Source organism: Variovorax sp. V118 (genome assembly GCF_041154445.1).
In the GTDB taxonomy this organism is placed as follows: domain Bacteria; phylum Pseudomonadota; class Gammaproteobacteria; order Burkholderiales; family Burkholderiaceae_C; genus Variovorax; species Variovorax boronicumulans.
The window spans coordinates 804424-824171 of sequence record NZ_AP028663.1; the positions used below are offsets into that span (position 1 = coordinate 804424).

20 protein-coding genes and 2 tRNA genes are annotated in these 19748 nt (G+C 69.8%); 20 read left to right on the plus strand and 2 right to left on the minus strand.

The genetic code is table 11. The features are described 5' to 3' along the window. Positions 1-15 precede the first annotated feature (15 nt). The 16 genes from ACAM52_RS03665 to ACAM52_RS03740 are packed head-to-tail and all read left to right on the plus strand — an operon-like array spanning position 16 to position 17244. The gene (locus ACAM52_RS03665; protein ID WP_369646151.1) at positions 16-828 is read left to right on the plus strand and encodes a cyclase family protein; all 813 of its coding nucleotides are present in this window, start codon (positions 16-18) and stop codon (positions 826-828) included. Next, on the plus strand, positions 825-1559 hold the full coding sequence (locus ACAM52_RS03670; protein WP_369646152.1) for an SDR family oxidoreductase: 735 nt from the start codon (positions 825-827) through the stop codon (positions 1557-1559). Before ACAM52_RS03665 ends, ACAM52_RS03670 begins: the two co-directional genes overlap by 4 nt. A gap of 56 nt (positions 1560-1615) precedes the next feature. Beyond that, positions 1616-2782: an ABC transporter substrate-binding protein gene (locus ACAM52_RS03675; protein ID WP_369646153.1), complete on the plus strand. Its 1167-nt coding sequence runs from the start codon at positions 1616-1618 to the stop codon at positions 2780-2782. Positions 2783-2819: 37 nt separating this feature from the next. Next, positions 2820-5276 carry a penicillin acylase family protein gene (locus tag ACAM52_RS03680; RefSeq protein WP_369646154.1) on the plus strand — a complete coding sequence of 819 codons (2457 nt, stop codon included), beginning with the start codon at positions 2820-2822 and terminating at the stop codon, positions 5274-5276. Between the two features lie 43 nt (positions 5277-5319). After that, the gene (locus ACAM52_RS03685; protein WP_369646155.1) at positions 5320-6462 is read left to right on the plus strand and encodes an ABC transporter substrate-binding protein; all 1143 of its coding nucleotides are present in this window, start codon (positions 5320-5322) and stop codon (positions 6460-6462) included. Between the two features lie 26 nt (positions 6463-6488). Continuing rightward, positions 6489-7808 carry an aromatic ring-hydroxylating dioxygenase subunit alpha gene (locus ACAM52_RS03690; protein WP_369646156.1) on the plus strand — a complete coding sequence of 440 codons (1320 nt, stop codon included), beginning with the start codon at positions 6489-6491 and terminating at the stop codon, positions 7806-7808. Continuing rightward, entirely contained in the window at positions 7805-8269 is a 465-nt protein-coding gene (locus ACAM52_RS03695) for an aromatic-ring-hydroxylating dioxygenase subunit beta (RefSeq protein ID WP_369646157.1), read from the plus strand. The genes ACAM52_RS03690 and ACAM52_RS03695 overlap by 4 nt, the downstream gene beginning before the upstream one ends. 39 nt (positions 8270-8308) lie before the next feature. Beyond that, positions 8309-9472: an ABC transporter substrate-binding protein gene (locus tag ACAM52_RS03700; RefSeq protein WP_369646158.1), complete on the plus strand. Its 1164-nt coding sequence runs from the start codon at positions 8309-8311 to the stop codon at positions 9470-9472. Between the two features lie 55 nt (positions 9473-9527). Beyond that, entirely contained in the window at positions 9528-10583 is a 1056-nt protein-coding gene (locus ACAM52_RS03705; protein WP_070062349.1) for a branched-chain amino acid ABC transporter permease, read from the plus strand. Next, a complete protein-coding gene (locus ACAM52_RS03710) occupies positions 10580-12367 on the plus strand; it encodes an ATP-binding cassette domain-containing protein (protein ID WP_369646159.1) in 1788 nt (595 codons plus the stop codon). Before ACAM52_RS03705 ends, ACAM52_RS03710 begins: the two co-directional genes overlap by 4 nt. Continuing rightward, positions 12364-13095, plus strand: a complete 732-nt coding sequence (locus tag ACAM52_RS03715; RefSeq protein WP_095950531.1) for an ABC transporter ATP-binding protein — start codon at positions 12364-12366, stop codon at positions 13093-13095. Before ACAM52_RS03710 ends, ACAM52_RS03715 begins: the two co-directional genes overlap by 4 nt. Next, positions 13085-14671 (plus strand): ATP-dependent acyl-CoA ligase, encoded by a 1587-nt coding sequence (locus ACAM52_RS03720; protein ID WP_369646160.1) that lies wholly within the window; start codon positions 13085-13087, stop codon positions 14669-14671. Before ACAM52_RS03715 ends, ACAM52_RS03720 begins: the two co-directional genes overlap by 11 nt. Continuing rightward, positions 14671-15420, plus strand: a complete 750-nt coding sequence (locus tag ACAM52_RS03725) for an SDR family NAD(P)-dependent oxidoreductase (protein WP_369646161.1) — start codon at positions 14671-14673, stop codon at positions 15418-15420. The genes ACAM52_RS03720 and ACAM52_RS03725 overlap by 1 nt, the downstream gene beginning before the upstream one ends. A gap of 53 nt (positions 15421-15473) precedes the next feature. Continuing rightward, positions 15474-16250, plus strand: coding sequence for an SDR family NAD(P)-dependent oxidoreductase (locus tag ACAM52_RS03730; protein ID WP_070062353.1), 777 nt, complete (start codon positions 15474-15476; stop codon positions 16248-16250). After that, positions 16247-16780 (plus strand): MarR family winged helix-turn-helix transcriptional regulator, encoded by a 534-nt coding sequence (locus tag ACAM52_RS03735; protein WP_062473285.1) that lies wholly within the window; start codon positions 16247-16249, stop codon positions 16778-16780. The genes ACAM52_RS03730 and ACAM52_RS03735 overlap by 4 nt, the downstream gene beginning before the upstream one ends. Further along, positions 16777-17244 carry an acyl-CoA thioesterase gene (locus tag ACAM52_RS03740; protein ID WP_369646162.1) on the plus strand — a complete coding sequence of 156 codons (468 nt, stop codon included), beginning with the start codon at positions 16777-16779 and terminating at the stop codon, positions 17242-17244. Before ACAM52_RS03735 ends, ACAM52_RS03740 begins: the two co-directional genes overlap by 4 nt. A gap of 6 nt (positions 17245-17250) precedes the next feature. Here ACAM52_RS03740 and ACAM52_RS03745 read toward each other — a convergent pair whose 3' ends face one another. Then, the gene (locus ACAM52_RS03745) at positions 17251-17667 is read right to left on the minus strand and encodes a hypothetical protein (protein ID WP_369646163.1); all 417 of its coding nucleotides are present in this window, start codon (positions 17665-17667) and stop codon (positions 17251-17253) included. 3 nt (positions 17668-17670) lie between these two features. After that, complete coding sequence (locus ACAM52_RS03750; RefSeq protein ID WP_139140307.1) at positions 17671-18000, minus strand: hypothetical protein; 330 nt, start codon at positions 17998-18000, stop codon at positions 17671-17673. A 284-nt stretch (positions 18001-18284) separates the two neighbouring features. On the opposite strand from ACAM52_RS03750, the gene ACAM52_RS03755 reads away from it, so the two are divergent. The 4 genes from ACAM52_RS03755 (at position 18285) to ACAM52_RS03770 (ending at position 19430) form a co-directional block, all read left to right on the plus strand. Then, positions 18285-18361: transfer RNA gene (locus ACAM52_RS03755), tRNA-Pro, on the plus strand. 140 nt (positions 18362-18501) lie between these two features. After that, entirely contained in the window at positions 18502-18714 is a 213-nt protein-coding gene (locus ACAM52_RS03760) for a short-chain dehydrogenase (RefSeq protein ID WP_369646164.1), read from the plus strand. A gap of 35 nt (positions 18715-18749) precedes the next feature. Next, positions 18750-18823 (plus strand) — tRNA-His (locus tag ACAM52_RS03765). Between the two features lie 43 nt (positions 18824-18866). Then, complete coding sequence (locus tag ACAM52_RS03770; protein ID WP_062473294.1) at positions 18867-19430, plus strand: HNH endonuclease; 564 nt, start codon at positions 18867-18869, stop codon at positions 19428-19430. Positions 19431-19748 lie beyond the last annotated feature (318 nt).

The following is a 19748-nucleotide window of genomic DNA, read 5'->3' on the forward strand; positions in this document are numbered from 1 at the left end:
ACAGGAGCCACACGAATGACCACGACAACCGAACTGATGTCCGCCGCCGAAGTCCTCGGCAGCCTCGTGACCGCCATGGCCAGCGGTCGCATCCGCGTGATCGACCTCACGCAGACGCTCACGCCCGAGTTTCCGCAGATCGCGCTGCCGCCCGAGATGGGCCAGTGCTGGCCCTTCCGCATCGAGGAGGTGTCGAAGTACGACGAGCGCGGCCCGGGCTGGTACTGGAACAACTTCTCCTGCGGCGAGCACACGGGCACGCACTTCGATGCGCCGATCCACTGGATCTCGGGCCGCGACCTGCCGAACAACTCGGTCGACACCATCCCCGTGCAGCACTTCGTGGCGCCGGCCTGCGTGATCGACTGCTCGCCGCAGGTGAAGGACGACCCCGACTACCTGCTGACCCTCGAAGACATCGAGGCCTACGAGGCCGCGCACGGCCGCATCCCGAAGGGCGCGTGGGTGCTCATGCGCACCGACTGGTCCAAGCGCAGCGACCCCGAGGCGTACCAGAACTTCGACGAGACCGGCCAGCACACGCCCGGCCCGAGCACCGAGGCCGTGCGCTTCCTGGTCGAACAGCGCGACGTGCTGGGCTTCGGCTCCGAAGCCATCGGCACCGACGCCGGGCAGGGCTACCACCTGCGTCCGCCGTACCCCTGCCACTACTACATGCACGGCGCGGGCCGCTACGGCCTGCAGTGCCTGAGCAACCTCGACCTGCTGCCGGCATCGGGCGCGGTGCTGATCTGCCCGCCGCTGAAGATCGAGAAGGGCAGCGGCAGCCCGCTGCGCGTGCTGGCCCTGGTGGGAGCCACGGCATGAGCGCCGCCGCACCCCGGGTCGCGGCCGTCACCGGCGGCAGCGCCGGCATCGGCAAGGCCATCTGCGAAGACCTGCTCGCGCAAGGCTACGAGGTGGTTTCGCTCGCGCGCCGCAAGGCCGAGATCGACCACCCCAAGATGCACAGCCTCGAGGTCGACCTGGCCGACCGCGCCGCCACCGGCCAGGCCGTGCGCGAACTGGTCGAGCGCTTCGCACCGACCACGATCGTGCACAACGCCGGCGTGATCCGCGCGGCGCTGCTGCCCGACGTGAAGCTCGACGACCTCGATGCGCTGGTCGACCTGCACCTGGGCTGCGCCATCCAGCTTGTGCAAGGGGCACTGCCCGCGATGCGTGCGCAGCGCTTCGGCCGCGTGGTGCTGCTGTCGTCGCGCGCCGCGTTGGGCCTGGCCACGCGCACGAGCTACTCGGCCACCAAGGCCGGCATGCTGGGCATGGCGCGCACCTGGGCGCTGGAGCTCGCGGCCGACGGCATCACGGTGAACGTGGTGGCACCGGGCCCGATCCGCACCGACATGTTCTACGACGTGGTCGAGGCGGGCAGCGAGAAGGAGCGCGCGCTCGCGGCCTCGGTGCCCGTCAAGCGCCTGGGCGAATCGGCCGACGTGGCACGCGCCGTGCGTTTCTTCGCCGCGCCCGAGAACAGCTTCGTCACCGGCCAGGTGCTGTACGTGTGCGGCGGCACCAGCGTCGGCAGCCTGGCCCTCTAGTTTCATTTCAGCGTCCGTTTCGTTCCGTTCAAAAACATCACCTCTGGAGCATCGCCATGAAAGTCCTGAACCGAATTCGCACCCTCGCGGCCGTCGCTGCGGGCCTCGGCGCGCTGAGCGCCGCCAGCGCGTGGGCCGCCGATCTGAAGGTCGGCTTCATCACCTCGCTGTCGGGGCCGGTGTCGTCGCTGGGCATTCCGTACGAAAAGGGCATGAAGGCCGCGCTCGCCTACAAGGCCGACCTGGGCGGCCGCAAGATCCAGCTGGTGCAGCTCGACGATGCGTCCGACCCCACCACGGCCGCGCGCAACGCACGCAAGATGATTGACGAGGACAGGGTCGACGTCATCATCGGCACGGCCGGTTCGCCCGGCGCGCTGGCCATTGCCGGCGTGGCGCGCGAAACCAAGACGCCGCTGATCTCCATCGCCAACGCCAACCTGCCGGGCGAGGAGGGCGCGTGGATGGTCACGCTGCCGCAGCCCGCACCGCTCATGGTGAGCGCCGTGGTTGAACGCATGAAGAAGTCGGGCGTGAAGACGGTGGGCTACATCGGTTTCTCCGACGCCTGGGGCGACCTGGTGTACGGCGCGCTGCAAAAGAGTGCTGAGCCGGCCGGCATCAAGATCGTGTCGAACGAGCGCTATGCGCGCGGCGACGCCTCGGTGACCGGGCAGGTGCTCAAGATCGTGGCGCTGCGCCCCGACGCGGTGATCACCGGCACCTCGGGCACGCCCGGCGCGCTGCCCTACCTGGCGCTTTCGGAGCGTGGCTACAAGGGCCAGATCTACGGCATGCACGCGCTCATCAACCCCGACTTCGTGCGCGTGGGCGGTGCCTCGGTCGAAGGCCTGCTGGCTCCCACGGGCCCGGTGATCGTGGCCGAGCAGCTGCCGAACGACAACCCGATCCGCAAGGTGTCGATGGACTTCCGCGCGGCCTACCAGAAGGCCAACGGCGCGCCGCCGACCGACGCCTTCTCGGCCTACACCTTCGACGCCTGGCTGGTGTACCTGGACGCCGCCCAGCGCGCGCTGGCCACCAAGGCCGAGCCCGGCACGCCGCAGTTCCGCCTGGCGCTGCGCGATGCCATCGTGAGCACCAAGGAGCTGGTGGGCACGCACAGCGTCTACAACTTCAAGCCGACCGAGCGCTACGGCTCGGACGACCGTTCGCGCGTCGTCGTGAAGCTCGAGAAGGGCCAGTGGAAGCTGGTGCCCTGAACGCCCTCGCGTCGATCCGATGAACGCCGCCCACCCCATGCACCCGCTGCTTCGTTCCCTGCGTCGTCGGCGCGCGACCGGCACCGTGCTGTTCGCCGCCGCGCTGCTGGCCGGCTGCGCCGCGACCGCGCCCAGTAGCAATGGAGAAGTCACCATCAAGCGCGACCGCTACGGCGTGCCGCACGTCTACGCCAGCGACACGCGCGGCCTGTTCCACGGCTTCGGCTATGCCGTCGCCGAAGACCGGCTCTACCAGCTGGAGATGGCGCGGCGCTCGGGCAACGGCAGCGTGGCCGAGGTGCTGGGGGCCGAGTTCGTGGCGACCGACAAGGCCACGCGCTCCAACATCGATCCGGTGTCGATCCGCCGCCAGATCGACGCGCTGAGCGCGGACGACCGCGCCATGTTCGAAGGCTACGCCGCAGGCGTCAACGCGCGCATCCGCGACGTGCTGGCCGACCGCGCGAAGTTGATGCCGCGCGAGTTCATCGACAACGGCTTCGAGCCCGCGCCCTGGACCGCGGACGACGTGGCCATGGTCTGGATCGGCCTCATCCTCAACCGCTTCTTCGCGGGCACGGCCGAGGTGGCCAACCTCTCGCTGCTCAACCAGCTCAAGGCCGCGCGCGGCGACGTCGCCGGCCTGCAGCTGTACGAGCAGCTGCGCTGGCTCGAAGATCCGACCGCGCCGACCATCGTGCCGCGCGGCACCGCGAACCGGCTGGCAAGCGCCGAGCCCGGCGACGCCGCGCTCGCGCCGGTCTCCGCGCAGGCCGCGGCCGACTTCCGCGCCACGCAGGTCGCCCGCATGGGCCTGGCCGCCACCGAAGGCATGCCGACCGCGAGCAACGCCTGGGTGCTCGGCCCCTCGCGCACCAAGGAAGGTGTGGCCGTTTTGTACAACGGTCCGCAGCAGGGCTTCAACAACCCGTCGTTCGTGCACGGCATCGGCCTGCACGGCGCGGGCTACGACCTCACGGGCCTCACGCCCATCGGCCTGCTGCCCGTGCTGTTCGGCACCAACGGCACCATCGCCTGGGGATCGACGGTGGGCTCGCTCGACACCAACGACATCTACCAGGAAGAACTGAACCCGGCCAACCGCCACGAATACAAGTACGACGGCGCCTACCGCCCGATGACCCGGCGCACCGACGTCATCCGCGTGAAGGGCGCCGCGCCGCAGAGCGTGGACATCTACGCCACGGTGCACGGCTTCGTGCAGAGCTGGGACGTGGACAACGCCCGCGCCTACACCGCGCGCAGCACCTGGCAGGGCCGCGAGGTCGAGACCATGCTGGGCTGGGCGCGTGCCGCGCGGGCGCGCGACTGGTCGGGCTTTCTCGCGCAGGGCGAGCGCGTGGCCGCGTCCATCACCTGGTTCTATGCCGACGTGGCGGGCAACATCGGCGCCGTGGGCCTGGGCCGCATGCCGCGCCGACCGGCCACGCAGGACATCCGCTTTCCTGCGCGCGGCGACGGCAGCATGGAGTGGCAGGGCAGCCTGCCGTTCAGCGCCAACCCGCGCGCCTACAACCCCGCGCAGGGCTACCTCGCGAGCTGGAACAACCAGATCGCCGAAGGCCTGCGCGCGGACGGCGCGAACTTCTCGCACGTCGACCGCGTGGCCGAAATCCATGCGCAGCTGCAGGGCACGGCCAAGCTGGGCGCCGACGAGGTCTGGCGCGTGAGCCAGGGCGCGGCACTGGCCGATCTGAACGCGCGCTACTTCGTGCCCCTCATCGTCGACGCCGCGAAAGGCCTGCCGGCCGGCGACCCCGCGCGCCGCGCGGCCGACCTGCTCGCGAACTGGGACCTGAAGAACCGCGTCGCCCCGGGCGGCGAGGTGTACGACAACCGCGCCACCACCGTGCTGCGCGCGTGGCTGGGTGCGATGTCGCGGCGCCTGCTGGCCGACGACCTGCCGCCGGCCGTGTTCGCCACCTACGCCAACCTCGGCTATCCCACGCTCACGCCGCGCGGCTCGCCGGGCAGCGCCCAGCCCGCGGCCGTGGCCAAGCTGCTGTGGAACGCGCTGAGCGGCCCGGCCTCGGGCGTGCCGCAGCGCCACGACTTCTTCAACGGGCAGGACCCGCGCACGATGGTGCGCGCCGCGCTGACCGATGCGGTGGGCGAGCTGCGCACCCGCCTCGGGCCCGACATGGCCGCGTGGACCACGCCCGTGGTGCGGCACCGCTTCTCGCGCATCAACGCCATCGGCGTGCCATGGGCCGGCGCGGGCGACGAGCCCGAGGTCAGCCCCTACATGAACCGCGGCACGCTCAACTACCGCGTCGTGCTGCGCCCGGGCGCGCTCGACATGTGCTCGGTCGCGGCGCCGGGGCAGAGCGGTTTCGTGAGCCCGGCCGGCGTGCGCGACCGCCATTACGCCGACCAGCTGGCGCTGTTCGAGCGCTTCGAATGCAAGCCGGAGCGGCTCACGCCCGCGCAGGTCGACGCCGATCTCGAATCGCGCCGCACCCTGCGCTACTGACCCGTCCCTCGTTCCCATTCCAACCCCCGAAGAGGAAGCTCCCATGAAGAAAATCTCCCGCCTTGGCCTCGCGCTGCTGGCCGCCTTCACCGCCGTCGGTGCGGCGGCGGCAGACCTCAAGATCGGCTTCATCAGCTCGCTCTCGGGGCCGGTCGCGGCGCTGGGCGTGCCCTACGAGAAGGGCATCCGCGCGGCCATCGCCGAGCGGCCCGAGATCGGCGGGCGCAAGGTGCAGCTCATCGTGCTCGACGACGCGTCCGACCCGACCACCGCCGGGCGCAACGCGCGCAAGCTGGTGACGGAAGACAAGGTCGACGTGCTCATCGGCACCTCGGGCGTGCCGGGCGCGATGGCCATCGCCTCAGTGGCGCGCGAACTCAACACGCCGCTCATCTCGCCCACGCCCGTGACCATTCCGGGCGCGGACGGTGCGTGGACGGTCACCGTGTCGCAGCCGTTCCCGCTCATGGTGGCGGGCGTGGTCGAGCGCATGCAGAAGTCGGGCGTGAAGACGGTGGCCTTCATCGGCTTCTCGGACGCGCTGGGCGACCTGGCCTACGACTCGCTCGTGAAGAGCGCCACCACCGCCGGCATTAAGGTGGTGGCCAACGAGCGCTATGCGCGCAGCGATTCGTCGGTGGCCGGGCAGATCCTGAAGATCGTCGCGGCGCGGCCCGACGCGGTGTTCGCGGGCAACTCCGGCACGCCGGGCGCGCTGCCCTACCTGGCACTGGCCGAGCGCGGCTACAAGGGCAAGATCTACGGCACGCACGGCCTCATCAACGCCGACTTCGTGCGCGTGGGCGGCACGGCCATCGACGGCCTGCAGGTGCCCAGCGGCCCGGTGCTGGTGGCCGACCAGCTGCCCGAGAGCAACCCCATCAAGAAGGTCGCGATGGGCTTTCGCGCTGCGTACCACAAGGCGAACGGCGCGGTGCCCACCGATGCCTTCTCGTCGTACACCTACGACGCCTACCTGCTGCTGGCCGACGCGGCCTCGCGCACCAAGGGCGAGCCCGGCACGCCGCAGTACCGCACGGCGCTGCGCGACGCCATCGTGGGCACGAAGGAGCTGGTGGGCACGCACGGTATCTACACTTTCAAGCCCGACGACCGCTACGGCTCGGACCAGCGCGGCGTCGTGATCGTGCAGATGAACAAGGGCCAGTGGAAGCTGGTCCCCTGACCTCGGTCTAACCGAAGCCCACCGCCATGACCGCCTACCGCAACCGCCCCGATCTCGTCGCGGCGCTGGTCCGCGACGACCGGGTGCACCGCGACCTGTACCTCAGCGACGAACTGTTCGCGCTGGAGCAGGAGCGCCTGTTCGCCCGCACCTGGGTCTTCCTGGGCCATGCCAGTCAGGTGCCGGCGGCGGGCGACTTCGTCACGCAGGAGATCGCGGGCCGCCCGCTGCTCATGGTGCGCCAGCCCGACGGCGCGGTGCACGTCATGTACAACCGCTGCGCCCACAAGGGCACGCAGCTGGTGACCGACGAGAGCGGCAACACCGGTCGCTTCTTTCGCTGCCCGTACCACGCGTGGACCTACAAGCTCGATGGCGCGCCGCTGGGCCTGCCGCTGAAGAACGGCTACGAGGGCACGCAGCTCAAGGCCTGCGAATCGGGGCAGGGGCTGTCGGTGGTCAGGCACGTGAAGGTGTACCGCGACTTCGTGTTCGTGCGCCTGTCCGACACCGGCCCGTCGTTCGAGGACTACTTCGGCGAGGTGCTGAGCGCGCTCGACAACATGGTCGACCGCTCGCCCGAGGGCAAGCTCACCGTGGGCGGTGGCGTGCTGCGCAACATCGTCCACTGCAACTGGAAGATGTACCTGGAGAACATCAACGACACGGTGCACCCGATGTCGACGCACGAGTCGGCCACCAAGGCGGCCGAGGCGCTGTGGGAAGGGCATGCGCCTTCCGACCCCAAGCCGATGGCGATGGAGCAGATATTGCCCTTCGGCTCGGGCTACGAGTTCTTCGACCAGATGGGCGGGCGCGTGTTCGCCAACGGCCACAGCGTGCTGGGCGTGAACTTCAGCATCCACTCCAACTATGCGCAACTGCCCGAGTACGAGGCCGCGATGCAGGCCGCGCACGGCGCGGAGCGCGCCGCCGACATCCTGCAGCGCTCGCCGCAGAACTCGGTGCTGTACCCCAGCCTGTCGGTCAAGGGCTCGCCGCAGGCCATCCGCGTGATCCGTCCGCTGGCGGCCGACCGCACGCTCATCGAGGCCTGGAGCTTCCGCGCGGCCGGTGCGCCCGCGCTCTTGTTCGAGCGCGCCATGAGCTACAACCGGCTCGTGTTCTCGCCCATGTCGGTGGTGGCGCACGACGACGTGCACCTGTTCGAGAGCATCCAGAAGGGCCTGCGCGCCGGCGGCAACGAATGGATCAGCCTGCACCGCAACCACGACCCGGCCGAGACGCAGCAGGCCACGGTGACCACCAACGGCACCAACGAGCTGCTCATGCGCAACCAGTTCCGCGCCTGGGCCCGGGCCATGACGCCGGAGGTGGCGGCATGAACGACCCGCGCGACTTCATCGCCCACGAGGCGGCCCTGCTCGACGCGCGCCGCTTCGACGACTGGCTGGCCCTGTTCGCCGACGACGGCCACTACTGGGTGCCGCTGCTCGGCGCGGCGCAGGCCGATCCGTTCTCGCACAACTCGCTGGCCTACGAAGACCGGCTGCTGCTGCAGCTGCGCGTGGAGCGCCTGAAGAACCCGCGCGCGCATTCGCAGCACCCGGCCAGCCACAGCCAGCATGTGCTGCAGCCTTCGCGCATCGAGGAAGAGGGCGCCGACGACGTGCGCCTGCGCACGCCGTTTCTCTACATCGAGGCGCGCGGCGACGACCAGCTGCTGCTGAGCGGCACCGCCCGCCACCACCTCATTCGCACCCCCACGGGCTGGTCGATCCGCGAGAAGCGCATCGACCTGCTCAACGCCGCGCGCGCCTTGCCCGCGATCCAGTTGTTCATCTGAGTTTCCGTTCCTTCCATCCTTCCTCACTGGAGCTACGACATGAAGAACCTGATGCAGACCTTGACGCGCGGTGCCCTCGCCGCGGCGCTGACCGCCTGTGGTGTGGCGAGCGCACTGGCGGCCGACCTCAAGGTCGGACTCAGCGTGTCGCTGTCGGGGCCCAACTCCTCGCTGGGCGTGCCGTACGCCAAGGGCATGCAGGCCGCGCTGGCCTACAAGGGCGAGGTCAACGGCCGCAAGATCCAGCTCGTGGTGCTGGACGACGGCTCCGACCCGACCACGGCCGGGCGCAACGCGCGCAAGCTCATCGAGGACGAAAAGGTCGACGTGCTCATGGGCACCTCGGGCGTGCCGTCGGCCATCGCGATGGCGCAGGTCGGCAAGGAGGCCAAGACGCCCATGATCGGCCTCACGCCGATCCTGCTCGACCCCAACGAGAACCCGTGGGTCATGACGGTGGCGCAGCCCACGCAGCTCATGATCGACGCGGTGGTCGAGCGCATGAAGCGCAACAACGTCAAGACCGTGGGCTACATCGGCTTTTCCGACGCCTGGGGCGACCTGGTGTACGAGGCCCTGAACAAGGCCGCGCCCGCCGCCGGCATCAAGGTGGTGAGCAACGAGCGCTACGCGCGCGCCGACGCCTCGGTGACCGGCCAGGTGCTGAAGATCGTGGCGCTACGCCCCGACGCGGTGATGACCGGTGGCGCCGGCACGCCGGGCGCGCTGCCGTTCCTGGCGTTGCAGGAGCGCGGCTTCAAGGGCGGCGTGTACGGCCAGCACGGCCTCATCAACCCCGACTTCGTGCGCGTGGTCGGCGCGGCCGGCCAGAACGCGCTCATGCCCACGGGCCCGGTGATCGTCGCCGAGCAGCTGCCGGCCGACTACCCGACCAAGAAGATCGCGACCGACTTCCGCGCTGTGTTCCAGAAGGTCAACAACGCACCCACCAGCGACGCCTTCTCGGCCTACTCGTTCGACGGCTGGCTGGTGTTCGCCGACGCCGCCTCGCGCGCCATGAAGAAGGCCGAGCCGGGCACGCCCGAGTTCCGCGTGGCGCTGCGCGACGCCATCTTCAGCACCAAGGAAGTGGTCGGCACGCACGGCGTCTACACCTTCAGGCCCGGCAGCCTGTACGGCGTGGACGAGCGCGCCCGCGTGATCGTCAAGCTCGACAACGGCCAATGGAAGCTCGCCCCTTGAATCTCCTGTTTTCCTTCACGACAACGACAACGATGACTCCGACAGAGGTTTTTCTATGAACTGGGACGTGGCATTGATCCTCGTCACCGACGGCCTGGCCAACGGTGCCGTCTATCTGCTGGCCGGGCTCGGGCTGGTGCTGATCTTCTCGGTCACGCGGGTGGTGTTCGTGCCGTTCGGCGACATCGCGGCCTTTGCCGCGCTGTCGCTGGCGGCCTTCGAGACCGGCCGCGTGCCGCCGACCATCGGCATGGTCGCGGTGCTGGCCGCGCTGGCGCTGGCCACCGAAATCGGCAGCCTGCTGCGGCGCGGCGAGGCCGCGCGCATACCGAAGGCGGTGCTGATGTGGGGCGTGCTGCCCGCCATTCCGTGCGTGCTCGCCTGGCTGGCGGCGCGGCCCGGCGTGCCGGTGGCGGTGCACATCGCGGTGGCCGTGCTGCTGGTGGTGCCCATCGCACCGCTGCTGGCGCGCGTGGTGTTCCAGCCGATCGCCGATGCCTCGGTGCTGGTGCTGCTGATCGTGTCGCTGGCGCTGCACTTTCTGCTCTCGGGCCTGGGCCTGCTGTTCTTCGGGCCGGAAGGCTCGCGCACCACGCCGCTCACGAGCGCGGTGTTCACGCTGGGCGACGGCTTCACGGTCAGCGGCCAGGTGGTGCTGATGGTTGGGGCGGCCGTGGTGCTGAGCGGGCTGTTCTTTCTGGTGTTCGAGCGCACGGTGGCCGGCAAGGCGCTGCGCGCCACGGCCGTGAACCGCGTGGGCGCGCGGCTGGTCGGCATCCGGCCGGTGCGCACGGCGCTGCTGGCCTACGGCTGCGCTTCGCTGCTGGCGGGGCTCATCGGCGTGCTGATCGCGCCGGTGACCACCATGTACTACGACTCGGGTTTCATCATCGGCCTGAAGGCCTTCGTGGCCGCGATCATCGGCGGGCTCGTGAGCTACCCGATGACGGCCATCGGCGCGCTGGCGGTCGGCGTGGTCGAGAGCTTCGCGTCGTTCTGGAGCGGCGCGCTGAAAGACGTGATCGTGTTCAGCCTGCTGATCCCGGTGCTCATGCTGCGCTCCTTCATGGCGGCCCATTCGGAAGAGGAAGAAGACGAGGTGGACCAATGAACGGCAACCGCAAACGCATGGCGTGGATCGCGGCGGTGATCGTCGTGCTGGCCCTGGTGCCGGCCGTGGCGGGCAGCTTCACGGTCTCGCTGCTGAACGACATCGGCATCGGCGCGCTGGTGGCGCTGGGCCTCGTGCTGCTCACCGGCGTGGGCGGCGCCACCTCGTTCGGGCAGGCGGCCTTCGTGGGCATTGCGGCCTACGCCACCGCGTGGCTCACGACCGCGCAGGGCCTGTCGCCGTGGCTGGGGCTCTTGTTCGCGCTGCTGCTCACGGGCCTGTCGGCGCTGGCCATCGGCATGCTCACCTTGCGCCTGGGCGGGCACTTTCTGCCGCTGAGCACCATCGCCTGGGGTCTGTCGATCGCGATGCTGTTCGGCAACGTCGATGCGCTCGGGCGCCACACGGGCCTGTCGAACATTCCGGCGCTGCAGATCGGCGGCTGGTCGCTGGCCGATCCGCGCGCGATGTACTACCTGATCTGGGTGGTGGTCGGGCTGGCCTGCCTGTTCAGCCACAACCTGCTGCAGTCGCGGCCCGGCCGCGCCATCCGCGGGCTGCGCGGCGGCGCCACGCTGCTGGCCAGCGTGGGGGCGGATGCGTACCGCGTGCGGCTGTCGCTGTTCGTCACGGCGGCGCTGTTCGCGGGGCTGGCGGGCTGGCTCTATGCGCACATGAACCGCTTCGTGAGCCCGTCGCCCTTCGACGTGCGCGCCAGCATCGAGTACCTGCTGATGGCCGTGGCCGGCGGGCTCGGGCAGTTGGCGGGCGCGCTGGTGGGCGCGGCGCTGGTGCTGGTGCTCAAGAACGGCCTGCAGGACGTGCTGCCGATGCTCACACAGCGCGCGGGCCAGCTGGAGGCCGTGGCTTTCGCGGCGCTGTTCATCCTGCTGCTGCACTTTGCGCGCGGCGGCGTGATGGGCCTGCTGCGGCGCTGGACGCGCCGGCGTGCCGCGCCGCAGGGCGCCTCGCGCTACACCGGCGCGCCGGTCGAGCCGCTGCCACACCGGCAGCTGCCGGCACGCGGCACGCAGGTGCTGTCGGTCAACGGCGCCGTGAAACGCTTCGGCGGGCTGGTGGCGGTGAACGACGTGAGCTTCGACGTCAAGGCGGGCGAGATCATCGGCCTCATCGGGCCCAACGGCGCGGGCAAGTCGACCATGTTCAACCTGCTGACCTGCACGCTGCCGATGAGCGCGGGCCAGGTGCGCTTTCTCGAGCACGACATCGCCGGCATGCCGCAGCGCGCGGTGGCGCGGCTCGGGCTGGCGCGCACCTTCCAGCACGTGAAGCTGCGCCCGCACATGAGCCTGCTGGACAACGTGGCGCTGGGCGCGCACTCGCGCACGCGCTCGGGCATCCTGAAAGCGGGCCTGCGACTGGACCGCACCGAGGAAAGCCAGATCCTGCAGGAGGCGCAGCGCCAGCTCGACCGCATCGGCCTGGGCGACCGCGCGCACGAGCTCGCGGGCAGCCTGCCGCTGGGCACGCAGCGCATTTTGGAGATCGCGCGCGCGCTGGCCGCCGACCCTGTGCTGCTGGTGCTCGACGAGCCCGCGGCCGGCCTGCGCCGCAAGGAAAAGATGGCCTTGGGCGACCTGCTGCGCAAGCTGCGCGAGGAGGGCGTGACCATCCTGATCGTCGAACACGACATGGACTTCGTGATGAAACTGGTGGACCGTCTGGTGGTGATGAACTTCGGCTCCAAGCTCGTGGAGGGCGTGCCGTCGGCGGTGCGTGCCGACGAGCGTGTGCAGGCGGCCTACCTGGGGAGCGTTGTATGACCGCGATGCTGGAGATCGGTGATCTGCACGTGTCCTATGGGCAAGTGGAAGCCGTGCGCGGCGTGTCGCTCGACGTGCAGCGGGGCCAGATCATCTCGGTGATCGGCCCCAACGGCGCGGGCAAGACCACGCTGCTGGCCGCGGCCATGGGCCTGCTGCCGTGCAAGGGCACGCTGCGCTTCGAAGGCGAGGACCTGCAGGGGCTCGATGTGGAGTCGCGCGTGGAGCGCGGGCTGTGCCTCGTGCCCGAGCGCCGCGAGCTGTTCGGCGAACTCACCGTGCTCGACAACCTGCAGCTCGGCGCCTACGCCAAGCGGCTGCGCGGCGACGCAATGAAGCGGCAGCTGCAATCGGTGTACGACCGCTTCCCGCGCCTGGCCGAGCGCCGCGCGCAACGCGCCGACACGCTCTCGGGCGGCGAGCGCCAGATGCTGGCGGTGGGCCGCGCGCTCATGTCGGCGCCGCGCCTCTTGATGCTCGACGAGCCCAGCCTGGGCCTGGCGCCGCTGATCGTGCGCGACATCCTCACCATCGTGCGCAAGCTGCGCGACGACGGCGTGTCGATCCTGCTGGTGGAGCAGAACGCGCGCGCCGCGCTCGAAAGCTCGGACGAAGGCTACGTGCTGGAGACCGGCGAGATCGCGCTGTCCGGTGCTTCCGGTGACCTCGCGAGCGACCCGCGCGTGCAGGCCACCTACCTCGGCGGAGGCACGCACGATGACGAGTGACCCGCGCGCGGTGCCGCCGGCGCAGCGCACGCTGCCCGCCATGCTGCAGCGGCAGGCGGCGTTGTTCGGCAACCGTCCGCTGCTGCGCATCGCGGGCCGGCAGTGGACGCATGCCGATGCGGCCGACGCGGCGGCCACGCGCGCCGCCGCACTCGCGCAGCATGGCGTGGCGCGCGGCGACCGCATCGCCGTGATGTGCGGCAACCGCATCGAGTTCCTCGACACCTTTCTCGGCGCGGGCTGGCTCGGCGCTTCGGTCGTGCCGGTCAACACCGCGTCGATGGGGCCGCAGATCGAGTACTTCCTCGCGAACAGCGAGGCGAAGCTGCTGGTGATCGAGGCCGGCTTTCTGGAGCGGCTGGCCACGGCCGACCTGGCCCGCACGGCGCTGCGCGAGGTGTGGGTGGTGGGCGAGGCCGAAGCGCCGTGGACGCCGCCCGCCGGCGTGCGCGTGTCGGCCTACCCGCCGGGCGCGCAGGCCCTGCCGCCCGCCGCGGTGCAGCCGGGCGACCCGCTCGCCATCCTCTACACCTCGGGCACCACGGGCCCGGCCAAGGGCGTCATCTGCCCGCAGGCGCAGTACTTCTGGTGGGGCGTGAACAGCGCCGAGGTGCTCGGCGTGGGCCGCGACGACGTGCTGTGCACCACGCTGCCGCTGTTCCACATCAACGCGCTCAACACCTTCGCGCAGGCCGCGCTCACCGGGGCCGAGGTGGTGTTCGAGTCGCGCTTCTCCGCCTCGGGCTTCTGGCCGGCGATGCGCGCCAACGGCGCGACCGTGGTCTACCTGCTCGGCGCGATGGTGCCGATCCTGCTTGCCCAGCCCGAAGGCGAGGGCGAGCGCAACCACCGCGTGCGCACCGGCCTCGGGCCCGGCGTGCCCGCCGCGGCGGGGCAGGCCTTCAAGGCGCGCACGGGCGTGGCGCTGCTCGAAGGCTACGGCTCGACCGAGACCAACTTCGCCATCGCCACCGCGCCCGATTCGCCGCGCGGCGGCGTCATGGGCTGGCTGCGCCCCGGCTTCCAGGCCTGCGTGGCCGACGAAGACGACGTGCCGCTGCCACCCGGCGAGGCCGGCGAACTGCTGCTGCGCGCCGACGAACCCTATGCCTTTGCCAGCGGCTACTTCCACATGCCCGAGAAGACCGTCGAGGCCTGGCGCAACCTGTGGTTCCACACCGGCGACCGCGTGGTGCGCGATGCCGACGGCGCGTTCCGCTTTGTGGACCGCATCAAGGACGCGATCCGTCGGCGCGGCGAGAACATCTCGTCCTTCGAGGTCGAGCAGGTGCTGCTGAGCCACCCCGGCGTGGCCTCGTGCGCGGTGTACCCCGTGCGCTCCGAACTGGCCGAAGACGAGGTGATGGCGGCGCTGGTCGCGCGCGAGGGCGTGGCCATCGATCCGGCCGAGCTGGCGCGTTTCTGCGAAGGCCGGCTGCCGTACTTCGCGGTGCCGCGCTATATCGACCTCCTGCCCGACCTGCCGCGCACCGAGAACGGCAAGGTGCAGAAGTTCAAGCTGCGCGAGCGCGGCGTGGGGCCGCAGACCTGGGACGGTCGGCCCGCGAAGGCCTGATGGCCCCCGCAGCAATGCTTCCGCTGGCAGGGCGCGTGGCCTTCGTGACCGGCTCGGGGCAGGGGCTGGGCGCGGCCATCGCGCGCGGGCTGGCACAGGCCGGTGCGCGTGTGGCGGTGGCCGACATCGATCAAGCCAATGCGCAAGCCGTTGCCGCCGAGGTGAACGGCCTCGCGCTGCCGCTCGACGTGCGCGACGAGCAGGCCTTCAACGACCGCTTCGCACAGGCCGTGGCGCACTTCGGCGCCGTCGACATCCTGGTCAACAACGCGGCGCGCACGCCGACTACCTCGCTGTGGGACATCACGCCCGCCGAGTGGGACGATGTGCTCGCCATCAACCTGCGCGGCAGCTTCTTCGGCTGCCGCATCGCCGGGCGCCACATGCGCGCGCGCGGCGCGGGCCGCATCGTCAACCTGGCCTCGCTGGCCGGGCAGCAGGTCAGCAGCGCCACCGGCGTGCACTACGCGGCCAGCAAGGCCGGCCTGCTGGCGCTGACGCGTGCCTTTGCGCAGGAGCTGGCACCGCACGGTGTGACCGTGAACGCGCTGGCGCCCGCCGCGATCGACAGCCCCGCGCTCGCCGCGCTGGCGCCCGAGCGGCAGCAGGCGCTGAAGGCCGGCATTCCGCTCGGCCGCTTCGGGTTGGCCGATGAGGTGGCCGCCGCCGTCGTCTACCTGGCCTCGCCGGCCGCCGCCTTCATGACCGGGGCGACGCTGGATCTCAATGGCGGCCGTTTCATGCGGTAGCACCACGCCGGGGCGCAAGCGGCTAAAATGATTCAGAACTAAACCATTCAGGTATGCACACAAATTCGCTCACTGGCCGTCATGCCCTCGTCACTGGCGCCGCTCGCGGCATCGGCGCAGAGATCGCCCGCACCCTCGCGGCCCAGGGGGCCGTGCTGACCTTGCTGGGCCGCGACGCGCAGGCCCTGCAGCGCGTGGCCGAGACCCTGGCGGGCAGCGGCCACGGCGTGGTGGCGGCCGACGTGGCTGACCCGCAGGCCGTGCAGTCGGCCTTTGCGCAGGCGCGGGCCGAGCGCGGGGCGGTGACCGTGCTGGTCAACAACGCGGGCGCCGCCGAGAGTGCGCCGTTCCTGAAGACCTCGGTCGAGCTGTGGCAGCGCATGCTGTCGGTCAACCTTACCGGCAGCTTCCTGTGCGCGCAGGCCGCGCTGCCCGACATGCTCGACGCCGGCTGGGGCCGCATCGTCAACATCGCCAGCACGGCGGGGCAGAAGGGCTACGCCTACGTGTCGGCCTACACCGCGGCCAAGCACGGCGTGATCGGCCTCACGCGCGCGCTGGCGCTCGAAGTGGCGCGCAAGGGCATCACCGTGAACGCCGTGTGCCCGGGCTACACCGACACCGACATCCTGCGCAACAGCGTCGCCAACGTGGTCGGCAAGACCGGCCGCAGCGAAGCCGATGCGCTGGCCGAGTTCTCCAGCGTGAACCCGCAAAAGCGCATCGTGCAGCCCGCCGAAGTGGCCGACGCCGTGCGCTGGCTGTGCGGCGAAGGCGCCGCGTCGGTCACGGGCCAGTCGATCTCCGTTTCAGGAGGAGAAGTCACATGAGTCGCAACGATGCCTCCCACGCCGTGCTGAGCGACGCCGAAGAACTCGGCCACGAAGCCCGCGCCGGCCATGAAGACCACGCCATGCTCAAGCTGTGGCTGCGCATGCTCGCGAGCACCACGCAGATCGAGGCCGAGATCCGGCGCCGGCTGCGCGAGCGCTTCGGCATCTCGCTGGCGCGCTTCGACTACATGGCGCAGCTGTACCGCTACGAAGACGGCCTGAAGATGCGCGTGCTCTCGCGCTACCTGATGGTCACCGGCGGCAACGTCACCGGCCTGACCGACGAGCTCGAGCGCGAAGGCATGGTGGCGCGCGCGCCCAGCCCCGACGACCGCCGCGCCTGGATCGTGAGCCTCACGCCCGAAGGCCGCAACGCCTTCGAAGCCATGGCCACCGAGCACGAGCAGTGGATCCTCGAGATGTTCTCGGGCCTGGACATGAAGACCGTCAAGCAGATGCACAACCAGCTCGGGTTGCTGCGCGTGCACGTGATGCGCGGCGACGGCGCGGTCGAGGACCGCGCATGAGCGGCGAGGGCGGTGGTGTGGAGTTCCAGCGCCCGCGCCTGATCCGCTTTTCCGACTGCGACCCGGCGGGCATCGTCTTCTATCCGCAGTACTTCGTGATGCTCAACGGCCTGGTCGAAGACTGGGTGAGCGACGGGCTCGGCGTGGGCTACCACGCACTGATCGGCGAGCGCCGCGTCGGCCTGCCGACCGTGAAGCTCGACGCCGACTTTCGCGCTGTGAGCCGCATGGGCGACCGCGTGACGCTCGGCCTCTCGGTCGCGCAGCTGGGCTCGCGCTCGATCACGCTCGCGCTGCGCTGCTTCGAGCCCGTGTCGGGCGAAGTGCGCATGCAGGTGCGGCAGGTGCTGGTGACGACCTCGCTCGACACGCACCGCGCCATCGCCGTGCCCGACGACATGCGCGCGGCCATCCTGCGTGATGCGCCGGCGCTGGTTGCTGCCGAGCCCGCTGGCAAGGCCTGAGCAAGGCTAGGGCGCCGGCGCAGGGCCGTCGGCAGGCTCGGGCGCCTTCTTCTCTTGCGCGTGCTTCTTCAGCCAGCCACTGAGTTCCCGCTTTCCCTTCGCATTGGCCTGGCGCCACGCCTCGCGCGCGGCCGCCACGAAGCGCTCTTCCGCCGCATCGGGCGGTGCTTCTGAAGGCGCGGTGTTGTCTTCGTCGAGCCAGCCGGCGGCCACGTCGCAGTGCCGTTCGATCTGCCGTGCGAGCTTGTCGCCGATGGGCCGCGCACTCTTGATCTGGCTCCACATGCTCGGAGAGATTTCGAGCTTGCGCGCGAAGGCCTGGTCGAGCCCCTTGGCGGGCAGGCCCGCCGCGACGGCGTCCTCGAGAAAGCGGCGATGCAGCACAAGCGCATTGCGGCGGCGCGCGACGGTGGTATGGGGCACTGTTCAAAAACAACAACAAGACAAGAAAAGATTGTCCCGGTTGTTGACGTCGCCGTAAACACTCTTTACAGTTGCCTCCAATTCACGGCACAAGCCGTCCCTTTTTTCCAACCCCTTACAGCCGACAGCGGCAATTTTTGACCAGGAACCATCGTGAACACCGCACTGATCCTCACCAGCATTCGACCCGCCTCGGGCCGACCGCTCGTGCGCGTCGGGTTCTGCCATGGTTTCGACATGCCGTCGCCCCTGTCGTTGTCTTCGCACCTGAACACCGCGTACGCCGCCAAAGCCGCAGCCCGTCTGCGCGTGGGTGGTCAGTTCGAGGCTCATCAGGTGCCCCCGGGTGGAGGTCGCGCGTAGGCGCGCATCTCTCAAGCTCTCTCGCAAAGAGGCCCGGACACCGCAAGGTTCCGGGCCTTTTTGTTTTTGCCGCTTTCCATTTCGGGTGTGCCTTCACCCCACCGCCAGAAATTGCCGCGTCGACGGTCTGGCGGGATGTGCATGAGTTGATCACTCCTGTGCAGCGACGTTCGACGGGGCCGCGCCCAGCGCGCGGCCCGTCGCGTGAGGACACAACCGAAATGGAAGCGCGGCAGGCTTTGTTTGTTTTTCTTCCGTGTGTGGCGCAGCCTGGTAGCGCATCTGGTTTGGGACCAGAGGGTCGCAGGTTCAACTCCTGCCACACGGACCACACCCGAGCGGGACCGGGCCATGCCAACGCGTGGCCCGCCCGCGGAAACCGGCCGCAAAGATAGGGCGGCGCCGGAACCCGTCACCGGACATTTTTCAAGTCATTACTTTCTTTTTTCGTCACCCACCAAGGAGGCCCTCATGCGCAAGCGCAACTCACCGATCCGGATGATCGCCGTGCACCCGGCGCCGCTGCCGCGCAGGCACATGGTGTGGTCGCTGGCCCAGCGCTTCGGCGTGGGGCTCGGGCCGCGCTACGTGGCCGATCGCGCGTCGGCATTGCCGAGCGGCAACGAGGCGCCACTCGACAGCCTCGACCTCGACCAGCGCGTGCGCGCGTCGGGCGAGTGGTAGCAGCTCCGCACTGCTCGTCTTCTGTTTCTTCAATGGTGCGTGTAGCTCAATGGCAGAGCCGCGGGTTGTGGTCCCGCTGACAACGGTTCGATTCCGTTCGTGCACCCCATCCGTTCACCACAAGCCATCGCCGCGAAGGGAGGCGATTCGTCATGCATTCACACGTGCTGCAACTCGATATTCAGGGCACGCCGCAAGCCTGGATCTCGCTGGAGCAGGCGGTGTTGCACTACGCCACCGGCAACGTGGCCTGGGAAGACGGCGCGCTGCCGCTGGCCACGCTGCGCGGCGGCTTCAACGTGGCGCGCGGTGTGCAGTCGCGCATCGACGTCGCGCCCATCATCGCGCTGCGCGGCGCGTCGAAGATCAACCTCTTCGACGTCGTGCCCGGCGTGACCAAGGCCAAGCTGCTGCGCCGCGACCGCCACACCTGCGCCTACTGCGCGCAGGTGTTCGCCGACCGCGACCTGCAGTGCGAACACGTCATGCCCGAGTCGCGCGGCGGCCCGTGGAGCTGGACCAACCTTGTGAGCGCCTGCGCCGTCTGCAACAACCGCAAGGCCGCGCGCACGCCCGAAGAAGCCGGCATGCCGCTGGTCTACCTGCCGTACGTGCCGAGCCGCTTCGAGAACTTCCTGCTCGAAGGCCGCAACATCCGAGCGGACGTGCACGAGTGGCTGGCCAAGCGCCTGCCGCGCGGCTCGCGGCTGCAGTAGCGCCGCGCGCACAAAGAGAAAAGCCCGCTGCCCGTTGGATCAACGGACAGCGGGCTTTGCCTTGTGCGGCTCGCGGTGAGCGAGTGAGTGAATCAGTGGAGGCGTGGGCGGCTTGCTTGTTTGCTTGTGTTCAGCGCCCCGCGCCGAAGAAGCTGTAGGCCACTGCTGTGGCTGCTGCGAGCCCGCCGAGCAAGATGAAGAGCACCTTCGTCGTACGGCGAGGGCCGCGCCGTGAACGGACCCAATGCTCCGGCCCGATCAGATCGATCGGAACCGTGGGTTTGCCTATGTCGGATGCCTTTTCCATGCCAAGAAATA

Bases quoted from the DNA above. Each gene is read 5' to 3' on its own strand.
- ACAM52_RS03665 (WP_369646151.1), top strand. From the start codon at position 16: ATGACCACGACAACCGAACTGATGTCCGCCGCCGAAGTCCTCGGCAGC.
- ACAM52_RS03670 (WP_369646152.1), top strand. From the start codon at position 825: ATGAGCGCCGCCGCACCCCGGGTCGCGGCCGTCACCGGCGGCAGCGCC.
- ACAM52_RS03675 (WP_369646153.1), top strand. From the start codon at position 1,616: ATGAAAGTCCTGAACCGAATTCGCACCCTCGCGGCCGTCGCTGCGGGC.
- ACAM52_RS03680 (WP_369646154.1), top strand. From the start codon at position 2,820: ATGCACCCGCTGCTTCGTTCCCTGCGTCGTCGGCGCGCGACCGGCACC.
- ACAM52_RS03685 (WP_369646155.1), top strand. From the start codon at position 5,320: ATGAAGAAAATCTCCCGCCTTGGCCTCGCGCTGCTGGCCGCCTTCACC.
- ACAM52_RS03690 (WP_369646156.1), top strand. From the start codon at position 6,489: ATGACCGCCTACCGCAACCGCCCCGATCTCGTCGCGGCGCTGGTCCGC.
- ACAM52_RS03695 (WP_369646157.1), top strand. From the start codon at position 7,805: ATGAACGACCCGCGCGACTTCATCGCCCACGAGGCGGCCCTGCTCGAC.
- ACAM52_RS03700 (WP_369646158.1), top strand. From the start codon at position 8,309: ATGAAGAACCTGATGCAGACCTTGACGCGCGGTGCCCTCGCCGCGGCG.
- ACAM52_RS03705 (WP_070062349.1), top strand. From the start codon at position 9,528: ATGAACTGGGACGTGGCATTGATCCTCGTCACCGACGGCCTGGCCAAC.
- ACAM52_RS03710 (WP_369646159.1), top strand. From the start codon at position 10,580: ATGAACGGCAACCGCAAACGCATGGCGTGGATCGCGGCGGTGATCGTC.
- ACAM52_RS03715 (WP_095950531.1), top strand. From the start codon at position 12,364: ATGACCGCGATGCTGGAGATCGGTGATCTGCACGTGTCCTATGGGCAA.
- ACAM52_RS03720 (WP_369646160.1), top strand. From the start codon at position 13,085: ATGACGAGTGACCCGCGCGCGGTGCCGCCGGCGCAGCGCACGCTGCCC.
- ACAM52_RS03725 (WP_369646161.1), top strand. From the start codon at position 14,671: ATGGCCCCCGCAGCAATGCTTCCGCTGGCAGGGCGCGTGGCCTTCGTG.
- ACAM52_RS03730 (WP_070062353.1), top strand. From the start codon at position 15,474: ATGCACACAAATTCGCTCACTGGCCGTCATGCCCTCGTCACTGGCGCC.
- ACAM52_RS03735 (WP_062473285.1), top strand. From the start codon at position 16,247: ATGAGTCGCAACGATGCCTCCCACGCCGTGCTGAGCGACGCCGAAGAA.
- ACAM52_RS03740 (WP_369646162.1), top strand. From the start codon at position 16,777: ATGAGCGGCGAGGGCGGTGGTGTGGAGTTCCAGCGCCCGCGCCTGATC.
- ACAM52_RS03750 (WP_139140307.1), bottom strand. From the start codon at position 18,000: ATGAGCCTCGAACTGACCACCCACGCGCAGACGGGCTGCGGCTTTGGC.
- ACAM52_RS03760 (WP_369646164.1), top strand. From the start codon at position 18,502: ATGCGCAAGCGCAACTCACCGATCCGGATGATCGCCGTGCACCCGGCG.
- ACAM52_RS03770 (WP_062473294.1), top strand. From the start codon at position 18,867: ATGCATTCACACGTGCTGCAACTCGATATTCAGGGCACGCCGCAAGCC.